This window comes from Flavobacterium reichenbachii (genome assembly GCF_002217435.1).
In the GTDB taxonomy this organism is placed as follows: domain Bacteria; phylum Bacteroidota; class Bacteroidia; order Flavobacteriales; family Flavobacteriaceae; genus Flavobacterium; species Flavobacterium reichenbachii.
Map to the genome: position 1 here is coordinate 75,913 of NZ_MUHF01000024.1, position 24,303 is coordinate 100,215.

Below are 24,303 nucleotides of genomic sequence, written 5' to 3' on the forward strand. Positions count from 1 at the left end.
ATTAAATAAAAAATGCCTCTAGGTGTCTAATGAAAGTTTTACGGATTAGAGTAAATAAAAAAAACATACCTAACAGGTTTTGGAAACCTGTTAGGATATAAAATAAAAATGCCTCTAAAAAAGTTTTAGAGGCATTTTTATTTTATGTAAATCTGTGTTTTAAAACAACCCATTCAATTCAGCATCAATTCTATTAATGATATTTCCCAAATCTTCTGGATTATCAACAAAATTGATGTTATCAACGTCTATAATTAAAAGTTTTCCTTTAGCGTAAGTCTGGATCCAAGCTTCGTATCTTTCGTTCAAACGGCTTAAATAATCGATAGAAATCGAGTTTTCGTACTCGCGTCCGCGTTTATGTATTTGGCCTACTAAATTTGGTATAGAACTTCTTAGATAAATTAATAAATCCGGAGCTTTTACCAAAGTTTCCATTAATTCAAATAATGACGTATAATTTTCAAAATCACGACTTGTCATCAATCCCATCGAATACAGGTTGGGCGCAAAGATGTGAGCATCTTCATAAATTGTTCTGTCCTGAACTATTTTTTTTCCGCTTTCACGAATTTGCTGCACCTGACGAAAACGGCTGTTGAGGAAATAAATCTGAAGGTTAAACGACCAGCGCTCCATCTGGTGGTAGAAATCATCTAAATAAGGATTGTCAACTACATCTTCATAATGGGGTTCCCATTTAAAATGTTTGGCCAATAACTTCGTTAATGTTGTTTTTCCTGCTCCTATATTTCCTGCTATTGCTATGTGCATTACGGTGTTACGATTTTATAATTTAAAATTTCTTTAGCTGTAAAAATAGATAAAATTTGGTCTTTGTAATAAAATTTATCAAACGTTTTTTCTAAATTTTCAATTCCTAAAACTGCAGTCGAATTTGTGCGGCTATTATCTGTAAAATACAGCATATCAGATTTGCTGAAAATATATTGATGATCGTTTATGAACTCGATTTTGTCAAAATCAGCAATTTTTCCTAATGTTGTGATTTTTCCAAAGATATTACAGGAAAACCAATTGTTTTTTTGATCAATCCAGTAAAAAGTATTAAAATCTGTCTGGTAATATTTTATGTTATCTATTAAGGGAGTTGAGACGGTCTTATACTCGTTTTTTAGATAATCAAAAAGGCTTATCTGCTGATTTAAAGTATTATAAATCCAGAGCTGGTTTTGTGCTGACATGCCAATTGCTGCAACGGTAATCGGAATTGGATTTTGGGAGAAATTAATTTCTGTTATTTTATTTAGTTGATTATCAAGTAAGATTACACTATTGAAATCTTCATAAAACAAAACAATTTTGAGCGGATTTTGTAAATCAACTTTTGTGATATTTCCTAAAGAAACATTTTTATATTCCCAGGTTTCAGTGCCTTTAGTTTTACGAAAAACATTATTTTTAATCAGATAAGAATATCCAAAAGAATCATATCCTAAAAATTCATCGGCATCAATAAAATTTTGAGAAACAGAGACGGCACTTATTTTTTGATTTTGAGAATAAACAGCTGCACACGAACAAAAAATAATAAATAAAAGGAAAAATCTCCAAGCTGTTTTGTTCATTTTGAATTTAAATTTCTAAAAAGCCAATTTACGAAAAAACTCCTCATTAAATGACTTAAATTGTAAGTATATAATAATTTAAGATGTTTAAACCTTTTAAAATTCTAATGGTCTAATTAATCAGCACTTTTGTCGATTTACTGCTAGTATTAATATATTTAAGTTTTAATATTTTAAAATTAGTTATAAATTTGAGAGTAAGTTCATCAGATTTACTTAACTATAAAATCAACCAATGAAAAAATTATCATATTATTTGTTTTTAATGCTGGCTTTTAGTCAGGCACAAGCTCAAAAAGATTTTCAGGGCATGGCGGTTTACGAGTCAAAAACTCAAGCACCAAAACTGGAAGGAATGCGTAACGGAAACCGTGATATTACGCCAGAAATGCAGAAAACAATGGAAGATAGAATGAAGCAGATGCTGGAAAAGACTTTTATTCTAAATTTTGATAAAACAGCTTCCATTTACAAAGAAGAAGAAAAACTAGATGCGCCGGGACAACAAAATGGCGGAATGCGAATCATGATGAATTCTTTTATGGGAGGCGGAGGCACTTTCTATAAAGATGTAAAAGCCAAGTCTTATACCGTTGATAAAGAATTTATGGGTAAAGAATTTCTGGTTGTAGACTCTCTCCCAAAATTAAATTGGAAATTAGAAACAGAAACCAAGCTAATCGGCGGTTATAACTGTTACAAAGCGACTGCAGTTAAAGAAGCCAGTAAAAGTGATTTTAGAAATTTCAGACCAAAAAACAACGACGATAAAAAAGACGACAAAAAAGACGATCCTAAAAAGACGTCTGGAGAAACCAAAACCAATTTTGAGGATAATTTTGAAATCCCAAAAGAAATTGTCATTACAGCGTGGTATACTCCAGAGATTCCTGTAAATCAAGGACCAGAAAATTATTGGGGTCTGCCTGGTTTAATTTTAGAAGTAAACGATGGCAAAACTGTAATTTTATGCTCAAAAATTGTTTTGAACGCCAAAGAAAAAGCAGTAATAAAAGCACCTTCAAAAGGAAAAGTAATTTCGCAGAAAGATTATGACGAAACGGTAATAAAAAAAATGGAAGAATTTAGAGAAATGAATCGCGGCAGAAATGGCGGCGGTCCAGGTCCAGTTATGATCAGACGATAATTTTTACCTCCCTAGAACCTTTTTAATGAAACAAATACTGTTTTTCTTCGCCTTTTTATTTACTGCTATTTCCTTTTCGCAAAGCGTTCGTTTTGATGGATATATTCAGGATACGCAAAAAAATCCTTTAGAGATGGCCAATATAATGGCAATAAATACAGCCACAAAAGCCATGGATTCTTATGGAATTACAAACGATAAAGGAAAGTTTCAGCTTACACTGAAACCCAATACAGCTTATAGCATAAAAATCAGTTTTCTGGGAATGAAATCTAAAGAAATAGCAATTTCGACCAAAACAGAAAACATTACTCAAACTATTGTTCTCGATGATGCGGGAATAGAATTAGAAGGAGTAGAGATTGTACGCGAAATGCCTGTTTCTATAAAAGGCGATACGATAGTTTATAATGCAGATTCCTTTAAAACAGGCACAGAAAGAAAATTGGAAGATGTTCTTAAAAAATTGCCGGGAGTTGAGGTAAATGCCGACGGAGAAATAGAAGTAGAAGGAAAAAAAGTTTCTAAATTGATGGTAGAAGGAAAGGATTTTTTTGATGGTGATACCAAATTAGGAGTCAAAAATATTCCGGCAGACGCGATTGATAAAATTCAGGTTTTAAGAAATTATAATGAAATAAGCGCACTAAAAGGTCTTGAAAATGATCAGGATAATGTAGCGATGAACATAAAACTGAAAGACGGAAAAAAGAATTTTTGGTTTGGTGATGTCACAGCAGGAATTGGTGTCGGAGAATTAGACAGCCGGTATATTATTAACCCCAAATTATTCTATTATAGTCCAAAATACAGCGTTAACTTAATTACCAATTTTAATAATATTGGAGAATTGCCGCTTACAGCTCAGGATTATTTTAAGTTTACCGGCGGTTTTAAAAATATGATGAAAAAAGGAGGAAGTAATTTTAATGTTTCTTCTAATGATTTGGGAATTTCGATTTTAAGAAATAATCGTGCGAAAGAAATTGAAACCAAATTTGGAGCAACAAACTTTTCGTATTCACCGACAAAAAAATGGACTCTGAGCGGGTTTGGAATTTTATCTTCTTCAAAAACTGATTTAGAAACAAAATCTAAAACAACGATTTTAGATTCAGGCGATCAGCAGAACAGAGACGAGCTGACGCACCAAAAGAACAATTTAGGATTGTTTAAACTGAGTTCTACTTACAAACCAAACGCTAAACTTCAGTTTGATTATGATATTTTAACCAAATTATCAAAACAAGAAGAAGACTCAGATTTACTTCGTGAGCAAGTTGTAAATAATACTTCTCTTTCTGAGACTATTTTTACAACTAAGAAACAAGATCCGACGTCTATAAACCAGAATTTGAGTTTATATTATACACAAAGTGATAAAAATATTTTTGCTTTTGAAATGCAGCATTTATATCAGGACGAAAATCCTTTTTACAATGCCAACTTAAGAACACTGCCTTTTCTTTTATCAGGCTACACCATGTTTCAGGAAAGAAATGACCTGAATCAGGATCGATTTGTAAAAACAAACAAAGTAGATGCAAAACTGGATTATTATTATATGGTAACGCCAAAAAGTAATATCAATATCACGTTGGGTAATACGTATTCATATCAGGATTTTAATTCGCATATTTTTCAGATTTTGGATAATGGAGACCAAAACGATTTGGATAATCCAGAGAATAACAATAAAGTAAAATACAATTTTAACGATGTGTTTCTAGGATTTCATTATAAAATACTAACAGGCAAATTTACTCTCACGCCTGGTTTCAGTGTGCATTCTTACACAATGAAAAACACGCAGTCGGCAACAGATTATTCGCAGAATTTCACAAAAATACTACCTGATTTTTTTGCCTTATATCAAATAAAAAAATCAGAAACGCTGACGTATAATTTCTCTTTGACAAATGATTTTACAGATATTAATCAGCTCGCTTCAGGTTATGTCTTATCAGATTACAGCAGTTTGTTTCGTGGCAATCGTTACTTAGAAAACGCCACTTCGCAGGTGCATGTACTTCGATATTTTAAGTATAATATGTTCAATTTTGAAAATATTTTTGCTAATGCAACTTACACCAGAAAAGTAGACGCCATTAAAACAGAAGCTAAATTTACCGGAATTAATCAGGAATCAAATCCATATAATTCTAATTTAGCCGATGAAACTTTCTTAGGAATGGGAAATTACGGACGTTCGTTTTTAAAGAATTATAAAGCTTCGGCTAATGCAACTTTTAATTGGTCAAAATTTAATAACATTCAAAATGGAGAGTTAACAACCACAGAGAGTTTTACTCAAAGTTATACTGTAAAAGCTTCTACAAATTATAAAAACATGCCCAATATAGAATTTGGTTATAATGCCTTAATCAATAAATACAGCGGTTCTACTTATTATACAGATAAACCATTTGCACGCTTAGACTATTATTTTCTGGATAGTTTCTCCTTTGTGTCAGAATATGAGTTTTATCATTATTATAATAGCAGTAAAGAGGTTAATAACGAATATGATTTTTTAAGCGCAAGTTTAATTTATCAAAAAAAGGATAGTAAATGGGAGTACAAAGTTGCAGCAACCAATTTACTAAATACACGATATCTTAATGATGACAGCTTTTCGCAGTTTTCTACCCGAGTTTCACAATATACCGTTCAGCCGAGATATATCATTTTTTCTATGAAATACAATTTATAGTATTTTGATTACAGAATATGTCTTTTTTCTGATTTATTTCAATTAGAATAAAATATCTTTGTTCATTAATAGTTATAATCAAAAAAAATAAACATGCGCAATTTTACATGGAGCTTTTTGACCATTTTTTGTTTAGTATTCAATTCTTTTTCACAGACCAATGGTATAGAAAAAGGATCTTATATGTCGACAAACAAAGGACAGCAGATCAAATTAAATTTATTAGATAATAATAAATACGAACTCGTTTTTAGTTCTGGAAATTATGAAATAAAAGGAGATTCGCTTTTGTTTATAAATGACAAAAAAGAGTCCAGTGTTTTTGAGCTTGATTTTAAAAGACAAAAAAACGCTAAGAAAATCAAGATTAAATTCTTAGACAGTTCATCATTATATTCCTTGTATTTAGGAACGCAAAATGGTTCTAATGCAGTAAATTACCAAAGAATTTCAGATATTCAATACAAGATAAATCCCGATTATGATAAAAAAGATTTGGAGTTTGAGATTGATCGCGCAGATTATTTGTATTTGGTAAATGAAGGCTATTATGATGCTCAGACCCAAATCTCAAAATACGAACTGCCAAAAGATGTAGCAGAAATCACTATAAATTATAAGCCAAATCTTTTATCTAATTTGAACATTCAAGGTTATTTAGATAAAAAAACCAATGAATTGCGTATTTCTGAAAAGGCAGGATTAAATCCGTTAGTTTTTATAAATGAAAAAGAAGTAACACCGGCTAAGAAAGCTGTTGTAACAGCACTCGAAAATAAAACGGTTTCTAATTGGACTTATCCAGGAAAAGAGCCTTTGATAGCCGATGATTTTGGAACCACTATAGATACCGCAGCAGTTACTGTAGATTCTGCATACAGTTATAGTAACTATAATTTTAAATTTAAAATCGAAAGCAGTTTAAAAAATGCTATTACTTCTACTAAAACTGCAAAAAATAAATTTCTTGTAGTTTATTCAGACAGTAAAAATCCTTCGGCCAAAGCAGATTTTGACGCTTTTATTACAGGCAAGCAGACAGATATAAGCTATTATATGTACAATGGTTACGAAGCACAATATGATACTTTTAATTATTATCTGGCTGGAGCCGAAGATAAAAAATGGCTGAAATCAAATAAAACTACAGATGTTCCGAGTATTATTATTTTGAACGGCGAAGGAGATGTTTTGGCGACAGCCAAATCTACTTTGAACGACGAAAATTCTAAACTGACTTATTTTGATGAGTTATATAAAGACCTCCAAAGAACCGACGCTTTGTATGCGTTTAGTAAAACGGTAAAAAATAAGAAGGCAGCAGATGCTGACTTAATTTTGGCTCTTGATAAAGCAGCAGCACTCGAACTTCCTTACACGTATGACACAGCTTATACAGTAGATAATGTAGAGAATCCGTCAGATTTTAAATTTGTAAAAACAGCAGTAGATAAAAAAGAAGTTTCTCAAATCTGGAAGAAATTAATTGAGGCACACCAAAAAGACAAACAGCCCAATATGCTTTTGGTGAGCGTTATTTTGAAAGAAATTAAAAATCAAGGTTTTTACAAGCAATTTTTTAAAGAAGACCGAGTACTTAATTATACCGATTTTCTGGCTGTAGATTATTTGATTAAACATTATGATGCAATTGAAAAAGCCAATGCAGCAGCTGTAAATGAAACTTCAGAAGACGCTGTTTCTCCTGCAATTGCCATTAATCTAAGCTCAGAAATTTCAAGTGCTTTAGAGCAAAATAGTTATGTACCCCAAGAAAAAACAGGAAGTTCCAATTCGAACAAAATCATTGCAACTTATAAAAAATTGATTGCAATAGGAAAAGGTGATTTTGATTGTTATAAAAACTACTTAGCATATTTGAGTCAGGAAGCAGAGAAAACGAGTGATTATATTACTTATTTAAGAGAATTCAATACTTATTTTAATACCTATTTATCAGACAAAGGAAATGCTATAGTAAAACTAGACGAAATGTTTACAGCATTAAACAGTAGTTCTGAATATTACTATGACGGATGGAGTGCTTTTAAAGAATATCATTCTAATATATGCAATTCTGCAGCTTGGTCTGTTGTAGAAAAACCTGCAAATTCTAGTTTTTTAAAATCTGCAATTGAGTGGTCTGAGTACAGCTTAATTGTAAATAAAAACAATCCTTATTATTTAGACACTTTAGCGCAGTTGTATTATAAAGACGGACAAAAGCAAAAAGGAATTGAAACACAAGCTCTGGCAGTAAAGTTTTTAAGCAATGTAGTGGAAGAAGAGACAGCATCAGAAATTCGTGAAACCTTAAACAAGATGCAAAACGGAACTTATTAAATAAGTTTCTATAATAAAAAGTAAACCTGGAAGAATTTATATTTTTCCGGGTTTTGTTTTTTATTTTATTCCGATCATTACCTTAATCTGATAATTGTCTACGATAGGTTTTGTGTCTTTATATCCTACAGTTACAACTATGTAAGTAATGAGAATATTATATTTTGGAGTTGTTATAGTTTGAGTAACTTTTTCATCTGAAGGACGATTGTGTTTGAAATTTTTATAAATAAAAGGTTTAATTTCTAAAGGAACAAGATCATCGTTAATTTGTAAATCGACACCATAATCTTTTGTATAAGATTTAATAGAATATGATTTGTTGTCTATTTTAGTACAGTTTGTACATTTGAATTCATTTGGGCTGGACAACATTAGAGAAATATCATAATCATGAATATTTTCTATCGATCCAGATTCATTTTCGTAATAGTTATAATATAAAGTATTGTTTTCTTCTTTCTTCTCATAATAATACCTGTATTCATACCCTAATGCTTCCATGATTTCGTAATCACTAGGTCTTTTATCTCTTTTAAGAAGTGCTTCTAACTTAGTTTTTGCATAAGGAACCATACTTTCTGTTCCGTAATTATCTTTAAGAAAAGTAACAATACTGCTTAAATCTTTTTCTTCTTCAAAAGTTAGATTTTTCTTTTCCGATGATTGTTGCATAAAACTTTCAAAACGTGATAATTGACTGCGTTTCGAAACAGAATCGGCACTTTGTGGGCCAATTATAGAAAATAATCCTGCAAGGCACATACTTATAGGGATAAATTTAATTTTCGGATGTTTTATAACTAAGAAATATCCAACAACAACTGCCAGCCAAACACACAGCAATAAGACATAATAACGCTCGTGTGTAAAACCATACAAATTGATGCGGTAAAAAATAGCCCAGAATAATAGAATTAATAACGGAATTAATAGAAAATAGAACCAGCGGTTAAAAGTTTTCATCCAAAGATTGCTGCTTTGGCTGGCAATTGGATGAACAAGTAAAAAAGATAAAATTCCGAAAAAAGCAAATATTAAAACCAAATACGAAACCCAGCCTACAGGTAAAGACTGCGTTACCAGAATCTTGGCTTCGTAGCAAATCAGGATTACTAAATACAAACTTATAAGAGGAAGCAACACAAACTGAGTAAAGTTTTTAAGTCCTTTTGGGTAATTGAGCTGTAAAGGTTTTTCTGTATTGGTCGTTTCAGGAACACCGCTTAAAAAGAAAAGAGTATTAAAGATTCCTGCAATAGTAAAGAAAATGTAAAAATAAATATGATCGTAAAATTCAACTTTAAATAGCTTTTCAACTGCTAACACAGCCAATGCTAATCCGCAGTAAAGAACAACCGTATATAAGCCACTGGTTAAGATTCTAATAAAAAGTTGCTTATTGAATTCCCAGAATTCTTCTTGTTTGTACTTTATTGGTAAAAATCCGGCAAACGAAACCAAAAGATGGAGCACAATACTAAGCGCAAAATATTGCTGTATTTCTGCACTTGTAATGTTTTCTTTAAAGCTGAAAACAAATCCTGTGACTAAACTTCCTAAAACAATACTTGTCAAAAAACGAATTACATTACCTTTTCTCGATGCCTGAAAATATAAACTGATAGAAAGAAACAACATTAGGCATAAAGAACAGCTCAGTAAACCTTTTGTGTAAAATTCCCTTGACGCATCATAATCATATGGCAAGTCATTGTATATAATGGCAAAAATAGTTCCGAGAACTGCAACGAAGGTTTCCAGAGGAAATTTTGAAATGGTCTTTATCGTACTATTTAATACAGTTTGCAACGAAGGAAGTCTGCTCATCTTTTAATAAGTTATTTTGTACTAAGAAATGCAAAATGTAATACATTACCAAATAAAAAGAAAAAAGGTTAAAAAAGACATTACTTTGATTTAGAATTTAGATATCTGGATGACACAAATGCTTTTTTTTGTTCTGAAATGATTAAGTTTGGGTTATAAAATTAAAACGTATGAAAAACAAAATGATCCTTGTTTTAATTGCCTACAGCGGAGTAGTTTTTTCGCAGGCAGTTAAGAAACCTTTAGTAACGGCAATTACTGATAAAGATCTTAGAACAGACATGTATGAGATGGCCGGTGACCACTTTAATGGTCGCGAAGCAGGAACTTTAGACGAATTAAAAGTGTCGATGTGGCTGGCTGATAAAGCAAAAGCAGCCGGAATGTCACCAGCTGGTGATGATGGAACTTTTTTCCAGTTTTTTGATATGTACAGGCATCAGGTTACCTCTAATACAAAATTTAAAATTGGCCAAAAAGAATATAAATTGTGGAGTGAAGTTTTGGTAGCAGAAACAACAAACACAAAAGTTGATGCACCAATAGTTTACTTAGGAGCAGCAACAAAACAAGAAATCGAAAAAGCAGATATAAAAGGAAAAGCAGTTGTTATATTGGCTTCAAAAGAAGGAATTGCAGATGATATTTCGCTTTTTGACAGACGTTATCCTACTCTTGTACGAGCTAAATATTATGAACTTTTAACCAAAAAAGGTGCTGCAGCTATGATTATTGTTGCAGACAAATTAGGAGAAGAAAGCTGGTCTCAGGTAGAACCGCAAATGACTCGTGGTCTTTACGGAATTGACGGTTTCCGAGATAAAATTGGTACAACAATGCCTGTTTTTTGGGTTCATGGTGATCAATTAGAATACTTAAAAACCACCAAAGATCTTTTGTCTACACAAGTTGTTTCTGAAACCTATAAGTATCCATCTGTAAATATTGTGGGAACAATAGCAGGTACAGATCCTAAATTGAAAAATGAATACGTTCTTTTTAGCGGACACCAAGATCACGACGGTGTAAGACAAAAATACGGCAAAGACTCTATTTATAATGGAGCAGATGATAATGCAAGTACTTGTGTAGCAATGCTGGCAATTGCAAGAGCATACAAAAAACAACCAGGAAAAAGAACAGCATTATTTGTTTTCCACGGTTCTGAAGAGCGTGGTTTACTAGGGTCAAGATGGTATTCTGCACATACTACAGTGCCGGAAAAAGATATTGTAGCAGTTTTAAACGGAGATATGATTGGTAGAAATGATGTAAATCAAGCTGCTTTATTAGGCTCAAGTTCACCTCACGAAAACTCTTCAGATTTGGTTGCCATAGCTAAAAGAGCAAACGATGAAGGACCAAAATTTGATTTGGATAAACTTTGGGACAGACCAGAACATCCGGAATATTTTTACTTCCGCTCAGATCATTTGCCTTATGCAAAAAGAGGAATTCCATCTGTATTTTATACAAGCGTTCTTCATAGCCAATACCACACGCCAATGGATGAATCAGAAAATATAGATTACGTAAAACTGCGCAAAATGACAGAATGGATGTATCGTACAGGCTGGATTTTATCTAATGATGCAGGTCGTCCTAAAACATTACCAAATGTAAAATTAGAAAGATAAATTCTAAAGATTGGATGGTTTTATTTGTATTGAAATTAAGACGCAGATAAAACGGATTTACTTCGTAAAGACGCGGATAAAAACGGATTTTATTTTTATATTCTGCTCAAAGTAGAAAATGAATAAGAAATAATCCGTTTTCATCCGCGTTTTCGCAATAGCGAATTCGTTTCATTCGCGTTCAAACAACACACAGATTAAACATTACAAATTCACTAAAAATAAAAGAGGCTGTCTAAATAAATAGACAGCCTCTTTTTTATGTTTAAGATTAACTAGTTGTCAAGAAATCTAACAACCTAATCCCGAAACTTCGGGACAATAATCTCATTTTACAATCCAAATGCAGTTTTTACCTGATCAACAAAATCAAGTTTTTCCCATGTAAACAATTCAACCGTAACTGTTTTTTCATTTCCTCCTGGAGCAGAAAAAGTTTTAGTTACCGTTTCTGGTTTACGTCCCATATGTCCGTAAGCAGCAGTTTCGCTGTAAATAGGATTTCTTAATTTCAAACGTTGTTCGATAAAGTAAGGACGCATATCAAAGATAGCTTCAACTTTTTTAGCGATTTCACCGTTAGTTAAGTTTACTTTAGAAGTTCCGTAAGTTTCAATGAAAATTCCCATTGGCTGTGCAACTCCAATAGCATAAGAAACCTGAACTAAGATTTCGTCAGCAACACCTGCAGCCACTAAGTTTTTAGCGATATGACGTGTAGCATAAGCAGCACTTCTATCTACTTTACTTGGATCTTTTCCAGAGAATGCACCACCACCGTGAGCACCTTTTCCACCGTAAGTATCCACAATAATTTTTCTTCCTGTTAAACCAGTATCTCCGTGAGGTCCTCCAATAACGAATTTTCCTGTTGGGTTAATATGATAGTTGATTTTATCATTGAATAAATGAGCGTGAGCTGGATTTTTATCAATGATTCTTGGAATAAGGATTTCGATGATATCTTTTTTGATTTTAGCCAGCATTTTCGCTTCTTCATCAAAATCGTCATGTTGTGTAGAGATTACAATTGCATCAATACGAGTTGGTTTGTTGTCATCGCTGTATTCTAAAGTTACCTGCGATTTTGCATCCGGACGTAAATAAGTAATTTCTTTGTTTTCACGTCTTAGAGCAGCTAACTCTTGTAATAATTTATGAGATAAATCAAGTGCCAATGGCATATAATTTTCAGTTTCATTAGTTGCGTAACCAAACATCATACCTTGGTCACCAGCACCTTGCTCTTCTGGCTTAGCTCTGTCTACACCCTGATTGATATCTGCAGACTGCTCGTGAATAGCCGAAAGAATTCCGCAGGAATTTGCTTCAAACATATATTCACTTTTAGTATAACCAATTTTACGGATTACCTCACGTGCAATATGCTGTACGTCCAGATACGTATTCGATTTTACTTCACCAGCCAAAATTACCTGACCTGTTGTAACTAAAGTTTCACATGCTACTTTCGAGTCAGCATCAAATGCCAGAAAGTTGTCAATTAATGCATCCGAAATTTGATCTGCAACTTTGTCTGGATGTCCTTCACTAACAGATTCTGACGTAAATAAATAAGCCATAATAATATATTAAATTAGTATAATTTTAATTAAGCAAGGAAAAAATAATTGCAAAAAAAGGCTAAAGGAGAGTTCCTGCTTTAGCATTTTTTAATACCGAAACTAAATTTTCAGTACTCATAATGAATGATATCATTATGAAGAGGTTGCAATCAGTTCAAATTTTTCCTCTGTATTTGTGTGCAAATGTATGAAACCATTTTGATTTGCAAATTAAACTTCACATTTTTTTGTTTTTATGTGTAGAAATTTAACATATCATACTACGTTGATAGGATAATAGAAATATATTTTGTATTTTGTTTGGCTGATTGAAAAATACTTTGCAACTTTGCCTCATCAAAATAAAAACACAATGAAAATAACAATTTGCAATATGTCTTGTAATATGCCGGAGATTTCCGCAGAGACACTATTGTAAATTTTTTTTCACAAATTATATATAGAACCTCTGCAGACCGCAGAGGTTTTTTTTATTCTAAAATTATTCAGCTAAGTTAGAATAATGGAGAAGTCAAAAAAACAATAAAAAAAATGTCTTTTGATAAATCTTTCTTAAGTCCTTATTTTAAAGGGAGTTAAAAAAAATAAAAAAGATTTTAACACAATGATTTATTTTTTAATAATAAAAATTTGAATTTATTTTTGGTGGTTTAAAAATAGTTACTATATTTACTCTATCAAATTAGTCGAATTAAGAAAAACAATCTAATTAATACATTTAATAATATGAAAACTGTAACAGACAAAATGATGATATGTTGTATGATGCGCAAATGCGCCCCGCTCTGTTGCTGCTAAAAGTGAAAGATAAAATCTTTGTTATAGTTAAACTATAAACCCTTTTGGTAAGCCAGCCAAAAGGGTTTTTTATTTCAACATTTTAAATTTTAAATCATGAATACATTAGATATAAATACAATCGCATTTCAGTACTTATTGAGAACAGATTCTCAAAAAAATAAGAATAAATCTGAAGAACCAATAAGTGAAGCTTTAAAGTATGATCCTGAACACTATATAAAAGGTCAAAAATCTTTATTGTCTCAAATGTATACTCTCGAAGAAGAAGATCTTTATGTTTAGAAACTTCCAAATTGCAAAATCAATTGAATCTGACATTCAATAAAAAATATACTATCAACAACATTAAAAAACACAAAATCATGAGCACACAAAAATTTTCAACAAACGCATTACACGCAGGACACGATGTAACAAAAAATTCAGGAACCAGAGCAGTGCCAATTTATCAGACATCATCATATGTTTTTAATAATTCAGACCATGCTGCCAATCTATTTGGTCTTGTAGAAGCTGGGTTTATTTATACCCGATTAAATAACCCTACAAATGATGTTTTAGAACAGCGTCTTGCTGCGCTCGAAGGCGGTATTGCAGCAGTGGTTACAGCTTCTGGAGCATCAGCAATTTCTACTGCTTTGTTAACCCTGCTAAGAACTGGAGATCATATTGTGGCTTCAAATAGTTTATATGGAGGGACTTATAATTTATTAAAAGTCACTTTGCCAAGATTAGGAATTACAACAACTTTTGTTGATCCTTCAAAACCAGAAAATTTCACAAAAGCAGCAAAAGAAAATACAAGAGCATTTTTTGTAGAATCTTTAGGAAATCCAAAATTAGATGTTTTGGATTTAAAAAGAATTTCGGCAGAAGCCAAAGCTTTTAAAGTACCCTTTATAGTAGACAATACAGTTGCGACACCTTATTTATTAAATCCAATAAAATATGGTGCCGATATTGTAATTCACTCATTGACAAAATATATTTCCGGAAACGGAACTTCTTTAGGCGGTGTTATTATCGACGCGGGAAATTTTGACTGGTCTAACGGAAAATTCCCTGAATTTACAGAACCTGCTGCAGGATATCACGGGTTGGTTTATCACGAAGCGCTGGGAAATGCCGCCTTTATCGCAAAAGCACGAATAGAAGGTTTACGTGATTTTGGCGCGGCTTTGAGTCCGTTTAATGCTTTTCAGATCATTCAGGGATTAGAAACGCTGCCTATTCGAATCAAGAAACACAGCGAAAATGCTTTGGCTCTGGCCGAATGGTTAGAGAAGCAGGAAGAAGTAGTTTGGGTAAATTATCCAGGTTTAAAATCAAATAAATATTTTGATTTAGCCAAAGAATATCTTCCTGAAGGACAAAGTGGAGTTATCACTTTTGGCCTAAAAGGAGGTTTTGATGCAGCGAAAAAAGTGGTAGACGAAACAAAATTGTTCTCTCTTTTGGCCAATATCGGCGATACTAAATCACTTATTATTCACCCTGCGAGTACAACACATCAGCAATTGACAGATGCAGAGCAAATTGAAACAGGAGTTTCTAAAGATTTGGTTCGTCTTTCTGTCGGAATTGAAGATATCGAAGATTTAATAGCAGATCTTCAGACTGTTTTTGCAAGTGTGACACAATCGCAGTACAGTATCAATAAAAATTAGGTTTTTTTGTTTTTTGTTTGAAAAATTGCCTTTAGCATCGCGATCTGCTAGAGGTGATTTTTTATAATAAAAGCATCCAGTATAAAGGTTTTGAACCATATAAGTAATATAAGTTCATTTTGTAGAGGCGTACTGCAGTGCGTATTAAAATTGTAAACATTGAGAAATTAAGTGAATTTATGTCACTTATATGGTTTAATAAATTAAAATAGAAATTATGTCAAAGCTTAAAATAAATATAATTCTTTTCGGAATTGGCAATATCGGCAGTACTTTGATTAATCAGATAATAGAAAGTCAGGAGTTTTTTCTGCAGAGTAAAAATATTGATTTTCATTTTCCAATAATAACCAATTCTACGGTAGCTTTTTTTGAAAAAGAAGGCATTGGATATTCCTGGGAAACTAATTTTCTCGAGATGGCTGTTCCTTTTAAAGTTCAGGATATTATTGGATTTGCCAAAGAAAACGAATTTGAAAATCTGATTGCAGTAGATGCTACGGCCAGCGACGAATTGATTGGACATTACAATACATTAATTCAAAACGGATTTAATATCGTAGCGGTAAACAAAAAAGCCAATACACTGCCAATTGATTTGTATAAAGAAATACGCGAAAACTTAAAAAGATACGACAAAGAGTTTTTGTATGAAACCTCGGTAGATACTGGATTTCCGGTTTTACAAACCTTGAGAGATTTATATTATTCGGGAGAAAAAATCACAAAAATACGAGGCGTGTTTTCAGACAATCTCAGTTATGTATTCAATAGATTTTCTGCCGAAGAAGATTCTTTTTCTTCAGTACTAAAAGATGCCAGTCTGCTTGGTTTAATGCGCTCTACTTTTAAAGAAGATTTGTCGGGAAATGATTCTGCCAGAAAATTATTGATTCTTACCAGAGAAATTGGGAAAGACTTTGATCTTGCAGACGTTCATATTAAACCTTTTATTACAGAAGAACATTTGCAGAAAAACGGCGTATTAAATAAAGAAGCGCTGGATCGATCGTTTAAAATCACTAAAATAACCCAGTCTGAGAATCATGTTTTAAGGTATGTTGGAGAATTTGATGTCGAAAAAAACACGCTCGAAGTCAAGTTAGTTTCAGAACCCGTTTCATCGGCTATTGGCCAGCTCAAAGGATCGGATACAATTTTTGAAATTTATACTAAGTCTTATGCCAATGTACCTATTGTGATCAAAAGTGCTTCGGCATGCAAACAGGCAATTTCTCGCGGTATCATAAGCGATATATTAAAAGTGGCTGAAAAAATTAAAAATAAAGAAGCGGTCCTGCTTTAAAATTAAAAATAAAGTTCTTTGATAAATTGATTTGTGGAAAATTAGAAGTGCTAAATTATCAAAAAGTAGGTTTTAACTTATTTTTTAGTCAACAAAATTTTTGTAAGATGTTTTTTGTTGTGATTATTTAGGATTTTATCGTTTTTTGTAATTAAATTCTTGATTATTATTTGTCTATTAAAAAAAAATATTGCATATTTGTTATACCCAAAAACTACTAATCAAAATGAATTTAAATGCCTGCAAAATGTTTTGTGTCATTTCGGTTTTAACCGTTGGGATGTGTGTTGCTTAAAAGTTGAAAAACAAAAAATATAGCAAAGCCTCCCAATTATTTTGAGAGGCTTTTTAAATTATACCTAATGAAAGAATTAAAAAATAGTAATAAATCACAGATGAATGCATCCTTCCAGATGAAGCAGATGTTTAACGTCGCACTTATTCGTGTGCGCGTCTGTTGATACTAAAAGAATATATAGTTTTTAAAAAACTTAAACCCTTTTGGTATTGTGATCCAAAAGGGTTTTTTTATTTCAATTACTAAGCATAACAATAAACAAATTATAAAAATTACAAAACGATAATAAACTTAAACTTAAATATCATGAGCAAATTGAACTACTTAACAAAAACAGTTTCTAGTCTTAAAAACTTAAGAACAAAAAGAAACAATCCGCCCCCGACAACAAATGAATTGGCACATCCAAGATTTGGTATTGCAGAGGCAGATAAAGGCGCAGAGAAAAAAGCACCCAATTCTTTATTGTTCTTAATGTATTCAAAAGAGAATGAAACACTTTTTATTTAATTCAAAAGAAGTATATAAAATAGGATAAAATCCGCATAATTTTACTGGGCAGTTTGTTCGGTAATTTTCTGCGTACAATAGTTTCAGTTTTGTAAGATGTTTAAAGAAATACGGAATCACTTCCGATAAAATTTGTTTGTTTAAGAAATTAGTAGTTAATTTGCATCTTTAAGTTCAAAAACGTATTGAAATGTTATAAAGAAAGGACGAGGGATTAGACCCGATGAATCCTTAGCAACCCTTCGTTAATTCGAAGAAGGTGCTGCATTCTACCACGCTCAACGTGGAAAGATAACAACAAGAATTTTTCTAGTTATACTCTAGACTTTCTTTCTAATATTTCCAGATACAAATCAAGATAATACACAGATTTGAAAATTGGAAAATATACCAAACACTATCAACATACATAATTTCACCACAGAAAATGGTGCAATTTATCATACATTACCCTTAAGTTTTACTACTGCTGGTTTGCCTCTGCATAGTGCGCCTATTGTTTTGGTAAATCATGCCCTAACAGGAAACGCAGAAGTTACGGGCGAAAATGGCTGGTGGAATGACCTAATTGGACATGGTAAAACTATTGATACTTCTGTTTATACCATTTTAGCTTTTGATATTCCCGGAAACGGAAGCAGCTCTTTCTTAATCGAAAATTACCTTGACTTTACTGCCAGAGATGCTGCCCGAATTTTTATTGAAGGAATAAAAGCTTTAAATATTGAAAAACTTTTTGCCATTATCGGAGGTTCTGTTGGCGGCGGAATTGCCTGGGAAATATTGGCTTTAGAACCAAACATTACAGAAAATCTTATTCCGATTGCAAGCGACTGGAAGTCTACAGACTGGCTCATTGCCAACTGTTATCTACAGGAAAAAATTCTAAATAATTCTTCAAAACCAATAGAAGATGCTAGAATTCACGCCATGCTGTGTTATCGATCTCCAGAATCATTCAAAGAAAAATTTCAGCGTACGGTCAATCAGGATCTTTTGATTTTTAATATCGAAAGCTGGCTGGCACATCACGGAAAAAAACTGCAAAAAAGATATCAGCTTTCTTCTTATAAATTAATGAATCAATTGCTTAAAACAATTGACATTACCAGAAACAGCGAAAGTTTTGAAAACTTATTGGCGCAGACTAACGCATCCATTCACATTATCGGCATTAATTCGGATTTGTTTTTTACAGCAAAAGAAAACGTAGAAACCTATGAAGAATTGAAGAAATTTAAAGATAATGTTTTTTACAGCGAAATAGATTCGGTTCACGGACATGACGCTTTTTTAATCGAGTACAAACAATTAGATCATTTACTTGCCGATATCTTTAAGGCAGAAACAATAAAGAAATAAAATGAAAGTATTAAAATTTGGAGGTAAATCATTATCAAACGGAGAAGGACTTAACAAAGTTGTCTCGATTATTACAGATAAAGTAAATCAAGGTGAAAAAATTGCCGTTGTTGTTTCTGCACGCGGAAATGCTACAGATGAGCTGGAGTTTATTTTAAGCATTGCTGCAAAAAACGGCAGTTATAAAGAATTATTAGAAAATTTTAAAAAATACCAGATTTCAGATTATCCGCAAGTTGATTTATCAGAAGAATTTAATGTTTTAGACAAGCTTTTTGAAGGAGTAAGCCTGATTGGCGATTACAGCAATAAAATTAAAGATCAGATTTTGGCCAAAGGTGAATTACTTTCGGCTAAATTATTGACCGCTATTTTGATCGAAAAAGGAATTCCTGCCAATTTTGTGGATACTAGAAATTTATTAAAAACAGATTCTAAATTTGGCGACGCACAGCCTTTAGAACAGCTTTCTAAGAAAAATGTTGTCAATTATTTTAAAGAACATAACGGAGAAACGGTTAATATAGTTACAGGCTTCATTGGCTCTAACAACAACAACGACACAACTACTTTGGGTAGAAATGGCAGTAACTATACCGCTTCGTTAATCGCTAATTATTTGAATGCCGAAGAGCTTCAGAATTTTACACACGTTGACGGAATTTATACTGCAAATCCGGATTTGGTGGCAGATGCAAAAAAAATAGAATATTTGTCTTTTAATGAAGCAAATGAGCTGGCAAACTTTGGAGCAACAATTCTGCATGCCAAAACGATAATTCCGTTGTTGGAAAAAAATATTCCGCTGCGAATTTTAAATACATTCAACCACGAAAATAGAGGTACATTAATCACCTCAGATTCTACAAAAGAGGGAATTAAAACACTTTCTGTCTTAGAAAATGTTTCTCTTGTAAATCTTGAAGGACGCGGATTACTTGGAAAAGCGGGTGTAGATGCCCGAATTTTTAAAGTAATGGGCGATCATAATATCAGCGTGAGTATTATTTCGCAAGGATCTTCAGAAAGAGGAATTGGATTGGTTGTAGCAACTGAAAAAGCGACAACAGCAATGGTTGAATTAGAAAAAGAGTTCGAAAATGACTTTTATTCTAAAGATGTAAATCAGATTACGGTTACGGATAATGTATCAGTAATCTCTATTATCGGCCAGGATTTGAGCACCTTCCATAAACCTTATACTGCTTTAATCAAAAATAAAATTGTTCCGATTTTGTTCAATAACACTGTTACGGGTAAAAACGTGAGTTTGGTTGTTAAGAAATCAGAGCTTAATAAAGCATTAAATGTAATTCATGGTGAGATTTTTGGAGTTTCTAAAAAAATCAATATTGCCATTATCGGACACGGATTAGTGGGCGGAACGTTGATTAATCAGATTTTAGAATCGGCTTCAGCTATTGAAAAGCGTAAAGATATTAAACTGAATGTTTTTGCTATTGCCAATTCTAAAAAGGTTCTCTTAAACAAATACGGTGTTACCAAAAATTGGAAAAACGAGATTGAAACCAAAGGTGAAGAGTATACAATTAAGGACATTATTGCTTATGCGAATGAACATCATTTAGAAAACTTAATTGCCGTAGATAATACTGCAAGTGCATCTTTCGTAGAAAATTATATTCCGCTTGTAGAAAGCAGTTTTGATTTGATTTCTTCTAATAAAGTGGCCAATACATTAAGTTATGGTTTCTACAAAGACTTGAGAAACGCATTACTGGAAAATCAAAAAAATTATTTGTACGAAACCAATGTTGGCGCAGGTCTTCCATTAATTGACACCATAAAATTATTGCACCTTTCTGGAGAAAATATCACCAAAATAAAAGGAGTTTTCTCTGGAACATTAAGTTATTTATTTAATAATTTCTCTGCAAAAGATGCGCCGTTCAGTCAGATTTTGCAGGAAGCAATTGATAACGGATATACAGAACCAGACCCGCGTGAGGATTTATGCGGTAATGACGTTGGAAGAAAATTGCTGATTTTGGCAAGAGAATTAGATCTGCAGAATGAGTTTGAAGAAATCTCAATTCAGAATTTAATTCCGGAACACTTACGTGAAGGAAGTGCTGGCGATTTCTTGACGAAATTAAAAGAATTTGACCCGATTTATGCTAAAATAAAAGCCGATCAACAGCCAAATCATGTTTTGAGATATATTGGTGAATTGTCTGGTGATTTGCAGAATGACAAAGGAAATCTTGAAGTAAAATTAGTTTCAGTGCCATCAGATACTGCTTTGGGTGGTTTAAAAGGTTCTGATTCTTTCTTCGAAATTTATACAGAATCGTACGGCGATCGTCCAATCGTTATTCAGGGAGCCGGAGCCGGTTCTGCAGTAACAGCAAGAGGCGTTTTTGGAGATATTTTAAGATTGTCCGATAAAGGATAAAAGTGGTTTTGATAGTAAAATGTGCAGAAAGAAAAATCTTAACTTTACATTTTAATAATTAAATATAAAGTATGAAAAAGATTTTCATTTTGTTCTTGTTTACAAATATTTTGACAGCTCAGATTTCTAATGTCGTTAGAAATAAAGACAGCTATACACAGGAAGTTTTTCCTTATAAAGGAGTAAGGGCAATTCAAATAGATGAAGTAAGCTCAGTTGGAAATGAAGATAATGTTTTTATTTTTTCTAAAATTGAAAAAAATGCCATTCCAGATAAAATGTATTTTCAAAGATTTACAAAAACCAATGGTAAATGGGTGGTAAAATCTATTTTAGAAGTAAATCATAACGGAATTATTTCGGCTTGGGGAAGCAGAAAAGCTTTTTGGGATTGCAATAAGGACAAAAGTATTGATGGTCTTTTTATTTACGGACTTTATGATGCAGATTTTAAACAACAGTCAGTTCATTTGATTTTTTCGCAAAAAGATCAATTTTACACCATAGAATCCAGTCTTTCAGATGATTTTAAAACAGATAAATTCTCTGATAATTTTAAATCTTTGGATGCGGAATCTAAAAAACAGGTTTTAGAGTATTGGAATAAATTAGACAAAAAAGACAAGTAAATAAATACTTCTGTTGTAGAGGGTAATATTAAAATTTAATACGATTAATAATTTTTTAAAAAGAGGATGTGTAGGTTTATTCCTGCTACCATTTTTGCTAATTGGTTTAGGAATACTATCTTATAGCTTGTGTAATCTCTATAAAACAGAGCAAGCTAACAGTTGGATACAGATTCCTGCTTACGTAGAAAAAATAGATCTTGATATACATACAAATGACGAAACAACCACGTATGAAGTTCTTGTTACCTATTCGTATAAAATAAAGGGGAAAAAGTATTTAGGAAATAGAATTTTCTTTGGATATAGCGGCAGTAATATCGAAAATCATGAAGCGCTTTATGCTAAATTAAAAAACAGCAGAAAAATCATGATTTATGTAAATCCAAATAAAAATCAGGAAGCCGTTATAGTTCCGGGTATAAACTATCCGATTATTTGGTTGTTGATTTTTGCTGTGTTTTGGATTTCTTTTTTTGGAATATTCAGCCTTCCTCTTTTTATAAAGGATGTTCATAATAATCCAAGATTTTCATATAAAAAAACAGCTTTAGTATTAGGATTTATTTGTGTGGTTAGTTTTATTGTTTTATTGAGCGGCTGGCTGCATTTCGGTATAGAAAATAAAATCAATGTTTTATAATTAAAAAAAACATTGATTCAAACAGAATAAAAAAAGAAAAATAACATGAAAGTAACTTTAAACAGAGTAAACGACGCTTTTCATTTTAAGGTAAAAAATGAACGCGGCCATATAGTTGACGTTGACAGCAGAGCCGAATTTGGCGGCAGCGACTTAGGTGCAAGTCCGATGGAATTAGTATTAATGGGAGTTGCCGGGTGCAGTGCAATTGATATGATTTCTATTTTGAAAAAGCAGCGTCAGGAAATTACATCTTTTAATGCTGAGGTTGAAGGTACCCGCGTGCAGATTGAAGAAGCCAAACCTTTTAAGGAAATTGATGTGGTTTTTTATTTAGAAGGGGATATTAATCCAGAAAAAGCACAGCGTGCCGCACAGCTTTCTTTTGAGAAATACTGTTCAGTAGCAAAAACGGTAGAACCAACAGCAACAATCAAATACAAAGTTGTTTTAAACAACGAAGCTTTATAAATTAGATAATTAGTCAATTAGATAATTAGAAAATGCTCAGATTGAGTGAAAGATTATACTCGTTTTAGTTTTAGATTTTAGTTTTATTTTTTTCTTATGGCAAAACTTGAAACTTTGAACCTGAAACTTTAAACCAAAAAAAAATAACAACACAATGAATACAGAAGAATTTGGTTTTGAAACACAAGCCATTAGAACACAATTAGAAAGATCGCAATATTTAGAACATTCGGTGCCTTTGTACCTGTCATCAAGCTTTGTATTTGAAGATGCCGAAGACATGAGAGCTTCTTTTACAGAAGAAAAAGAAAGAAACATTTACAGCCGTTTCAGCAATCCAAATACAACAGAATTTGTAGATAAAATCTGCAAAATGGAAGGTGCAGAATCAGGTTATGCTTTTGCAACAGGAATGGCCGCAGTATATTCTACTTTTGCTGCGTTATTAAATTCGGGAGATCACATTGTATCTGCGAGCAGTGTTTTTGGTTCTACTCACGCTTTGTTTATGACATATTTTCCAAAATGGAACATCGAAACTTCCTATTTTGAGATTAATAAGCCGGAAACAATCGAAAGTTTTATCAAACCAAACACTAAAATATTATATGCAGAATCTCCAACAAATCCGGGTGTAGATGTAATTGATCTGCAATTATTGGGAGATATTGCAAAAAAACACAACTTAATATTAGTAATCGATAACTGTTTTGCAACACCTTATTTACAGCAGCCAATTAAATTTGGAGCACATTTGGTGATACATTCTGCAACCAAACTAATCGACGGACAAGGTCGTGTTTTAGGCGGAGTTACTGTTGGAAATGAAGATTTAATAAGACAGATTTATTTATTTTCTAGAAATACAGGTCCGGCTTTGTCACCATTTAATGCTTGGGTTTTGTCTAAAAGTTTAGAAACATTAGCAGTCCGTGTAGACAGACACTGCGAAAATGCTCTAAAAGTAGCTGAATTCTTAGAAAGTCATCCAAACGTAAACAGTGTAAAATATCCGTTCTTAAAATCGCACCCGCAATATGAGATTGCTAAAAAGCAAATGAAAGCTGGCGGTAATATTATTGCATTTGAAATTAAAGGCGGTATTGAAGCGGGTAGAAAATTTCTGGACGCAATACAGCTTTGTTCATTATCAGCAAATATTGGAGATACAAGAACAATCGTAACACACCCGGCATCTACAACACATAGTAAATTATCTGAAGAGGATCAATTGGCAGTTGGAATCACGCAAGGTTTGGTTCGTGTTTCTGTAGGTTTAGAAACAGTAGAAGATGTAATTGCAGATTTGAAGCAGGCACTGGATTAATCTATCATAATAAAAATTTTAAAGGGCT

General features: G+C 32.4%; 18 protein-coding genes and 1 riboswitch. Of the genes, 14 read left to right on the forward strand and 4 right to left on the reverse strand.

From position 1 onward, the window contains the following. Positions 1-159: 159 nt before the first annotated feature. Positions 160-774 (reverse strand): deoxynucleoside kinase, encoded by a 615-nt coding sequence (locus B0A68_RS20110; protein WP_035686105.1) that lies wholly within the window; start codon positions 772-774, stop codon positions 160-162. Further along, positions 774-1,589 (reverse strand): hypothetical protein, encoded by an 816-nt coding sequence (locus B0A68_RS20115; protein ID WP_035686103.1) that lies wholly within the window; start codon positions 1,587-1,589, stop codon positions 774-776. Before B0A68_RS20115 ends, B0A68_RS20110 begins: the two co-directional genes overlap by 1 nt. A 235-nt stretch (positions 1,590-1,824) precedes the next feature. Here B0A68_RS20115 and B0A68_RS20120 point away from each other — a divergent pair, with 235 nt between their 5' ends. The 3 genes from B0A68_RS20120 (at position 1,825) to B0A68_RS20130 (ending at position 7,792) form a co-directional block, all read left to right on the forward strand. Next, positions 1,825-2,736 (forward strand): GLPGLI family protein, encoded by a 912-nt coding sequence (locus B0A68_RS20120; protein ID WP_035686101.1) that lies wholly within the window; start codon positions 1,825-1,827, stop codon positions 2,734-2,736. Between the two features lie 25 nt (positions 2,737-2,761). Next, a complete protein-coding gene (locus tag B0A68_RS20125; RefSeq protein ID WP_035686099.1) occupies positions 2,762-5,449 on the forward strand; it encodes a carboxypeptidase-like regulatory domain-containing protein in 2,688 nt (895 codons plus the stop codon). A gap of 93 nt (positions 5,450-5,542) precedes the next feature. Then, the gene (locus B0A68_RS20130; RefSeq protein ID WP_035686096.1) at positions 5,543-7,792 is read left to right on the forward strand and encodes a hypothetical protein; all 2,250 of its coding nucleotides are present in this window, start codon (positions 5,543-5,545) and stop codon (positions 7,790-7,792) included. A gap of 60 nt (positions 7,793-7,852) precedes the next feature. Here the strand turns inward: B0A68_RS20130 and B0A68_RS20135 are convergent, their stop codons facing one another. After that, positions 7,853-9,622: a DUF4153 domain-containing protein gene (locus B0A68_RS20135; protein ID WP_035686094.1), complete on the reverse strand. Its 1,770-nt coding sequence runs from the start codon at positions 9,620-9,622 to the stop codon at positions 7,853-7,855. Between the two features lie 170 nt (positions 9,623-9,792). Here B0A68_RS20135 and B0A68_RS20140 point away from each other — a divergent pair, with 170 nt between their 5' ends. Further along, the gene (locus B0A68_RS20140; protein ID WP_035686091.1) at positions 9,793-11,259 is read left to right on the forward strand and encodes a M28 family metallopeptidase; all 1,467 of its coding nucleotides are present in this window, start codon (positions 9,793-9,795) and stop codon (positions 11,257-11,259) included. Positions 11,260-11,591: 332 nt separating this feature from the next. Here B0A68_RS20140 and metK read toward each other — a convergent pair whose 3' ends face one another. Next, positions 11,592-12,842, reverse strand: coding sequence for a methionine adenosyltransferase (metK, locus tag B0A68_RS20145; RefSeq protein WP_035686088.1), 1,251 nt, complete (start codon positions 12,840-12,842; stop codon positions 11,592-11,594). Between the two features lie 897 nt (positions 12,843-13,739). Between metK and B0A68_RS20150 the strand changes: the two genes are divergently transcribed. The 10 genes from B0A68_RS20150 to B0A68_RS20195 all read left to right on the forward strand — a co-directional run bounded on the left by B0A68_RS20150 (position 13,740) and on the right by B0A68_RS20195 (position 24,275). Further along, positions 13,740-13,928 (forward strand): hypothetical protein, encoded by a 189-nt coding sequence (locus tag B0A68_RS20150; protein ID WP_035686085.1) that lies wholly within the window; start codon positions 13,740-13,742, stop codon positions 13,926-13,928. 80 nt (positions 13,929-14,008) lie between these two features. Then, positions 14,009-15,313 (forward strand): O-acetylhomoserine aminocarboxypropyltransferase/cysteine synthase family protein, encoded by a 1,305-nt coding sequence (locus B0A68_RS20155; RefSeq protein WP_035688281.1) that lies wholly within the window; start codon positions 14,009-14,011, stop codon positions 15,311-15,313. Positions 15,314-15,530: 217 nt separating this feature from the next. Beyond that, a complete protein-coding gene (locus tag B0A68_RS20160) occupies positions 15,531-16,619 on the forward strand; it encodes a homoserine dehydrogenase family protein (protein ID WP_035686082.1) in 1,089 nt (362 codons plus the stop codon). Between the two features lie 604 nt (positions 16,620-17,223). After that, entirely contained in the window at positions 17,224-17,427 is a 204-nt protein-coding gene (locus B0A68_RS20165) for a hypothetical protein (RefSeq protein ID WP_035686079.1), read from the forward strand. A gap of 190 nt (positions 17,428-17,617) precedes the next feature. After that, positions 17,618-17,725: riboswitch (SAM riboswitch) on the forward strand. An 80-nt stretch (positions 17,726-17,805) separates the two neighbouring features. Next, positions 17,806-18,789 (forward strand): alpha/beta fold hydrolase, encoded by a 984-nt coding sequence (locus B0A68_RS20170; RefSeq protein ID WP_035686076.1) that lies wholly within the window; start codon positions 17,806-17,808, stop codon positions 18,787-18,789. 1 nt (position 18,790) lies between these two features. Beyond that, positions 18,791-21,205 (forward strand): bifunctional aspartate kinase/homoserine dehydrogenase I, encoded by a 2,415-nt coding sequence (gene thrA / locus B0A68_RS20175; protein WP_035686072.1) that lies wholly within the window; start codon positions 18,791-18,793, stop codon positions 21,203-21,205. Between the two features lie 71 nt (positions 21,206-21,276). Next, a complete protein-coding gene (locus B0A68_RS20180; RefSeq protein ID WP_035686069.1) occupies positions 21,277-21,834 on the forward strand; it encodes a hypothetical protein in 558 nt (185 codons plus the stop codon). A 127-nt stretch (positions 21,835-21,961) separates the two neighbouring features. Beyond that, a complete protein-coding gene (locus tag B0A68_RS20185) occupies positions 21,962-22,477 on the forward strand; it encodes a DUF3592 domain-containing protein (RefSeq protein WP_035686067.1) in 516 nt (171 codons plus the stop codon). Positions 22,478-22,522: 45 nt separating this feature from the next. Then, a complete protein-coding gene (locus tag B0A68_RS20190) occupies positions 22,523-22,948 on the forward strand; it encodes an OsmC family protein (RefSeq protein ID WP_035686064.1) in 426 nt (141 codons plus the stop codon). A 154-nt stretch (positions 22,949-23,102) separates the two neighbouring features. Continuing rightward, a complete protein-coding gene (locus B0A68_RS20195; protein WP_035686062.1) occupies positions 23,103-24,275 on the forward strand; it encodes a trans-sulfuration enzyme family protein in 1,173 nt (390 codons plus the stop codon). Positions 24,276-24,303: the final 28 nt, after the last annotated feature.

Bases quoted from the DNA above. Each gene is read 5' to 3' on its own strand.
- B0A68_RS20130 (WP_035686096.1), top strand. From the start codon at position 5,543: ATGCGCAATTTTACATGGAGCTTTTTGACCATTTTTTGTTTAGTATTC.
- B0A68_RS20155 (WP_035688281.1), top strand. From the start codon at position 14,009: ATGAGCACACAAAAATTTTCAACAAACGCATTACACGCAGGACACGAT.
- B0A68_RS20120 (WP_035686101.1), top strand. From the start codon at position 1,825: ATGAAAAAATTATCATATTATTTGTTTTTAATGCTGGCTTTTAGTCAG.
- thrA (WP_035686072.1), top strand. From the start codon at position 18,791: ATGAAAGTATTAAAATTTGGAGGTAAATCATTATCAAACGGAGAAGGA.
- B0A68_RS20150 (WP_035686085.1), top strand. From the start codon at position 13,740: ATGAATACATTAGATATAAATACAATCGCATTTCAGTACTTATTGAGA.
- B0A68_RS20135 (WP_035686094.1), bottom strand. From the start codon at position 9,622: ATGAGCAGACTTCCTTCGTTGCAAACTGTATTAAATAGTACGATAAAG.
- B0A68_RS20110 (WP_035686105.1), bottom strand. From the start codon at position 774: ATGCACATAGCAATAGCAGGAAATATAGGAGCAGGAAAAACAACATTA.
- B0A68_RS20195 (WP_035686062.1), top strand. From the start codon at position 23,103: ATGAATACAGAAGAATTTGGTTTTGAAACACAAGCCATTAGAACACAA.
- B0A68_RS20190 (WP_035686064.1), top strand. From the start codon at position 22,523: ATGAAAGTAACTTTAAACAGAGTAAACGACGCTTTTCATTTTAAGGTA.
- B0A68_RS20160 (WP_035686082.1), top strand. From the start codon at position 15,531: ATGTCAAAGCTTAAAATAAATATAATTCTTTTCGGAATTGGCAATATC.
- B0A68_RS20180 (WP_035686069.1), top strand. From the start codon at position 21,277: ATGAAAAAGATTTTCATTTTGTTCTTGTTTACAAATATTTTGACAGCT.
- metK (WP_035686088.1), bottom strand. From the start codon at position 12,842: ATGGCTTATTTATTTACGTCAGAATCTGTTAGTGAAGGACATCCAGAC.
- B0A68_RS20140 (WP_035686091.1), top strand. From the start codon at position 9,793: ATGAAAAACAAAATGATCCTTGTTTTAATTGCCTACAGCGGAGTAGTT.
- B0A68_RS20115 (WP_035686103.1), bottom strand. From the start codon at position 1,589: ATGAACAAAACAGCTTGGAGATTTTTCCTTTTATTTATTATTTTTTGT.
- B0A68_RS20125 (WP_035686099.1), top strand. From the start codon at position 2,762: ATGAAACAAATACTGTTTTTCTTCGCCTTTTTATTTACTGCTATTTCC.
- B0A68_RS20165 (WP_035686079.1), top strand. From the start codon at position 17,224: ATGAGCAAATTGAACTACTTAACAAAAACAGTTTCTAGTCTTAAAAAC.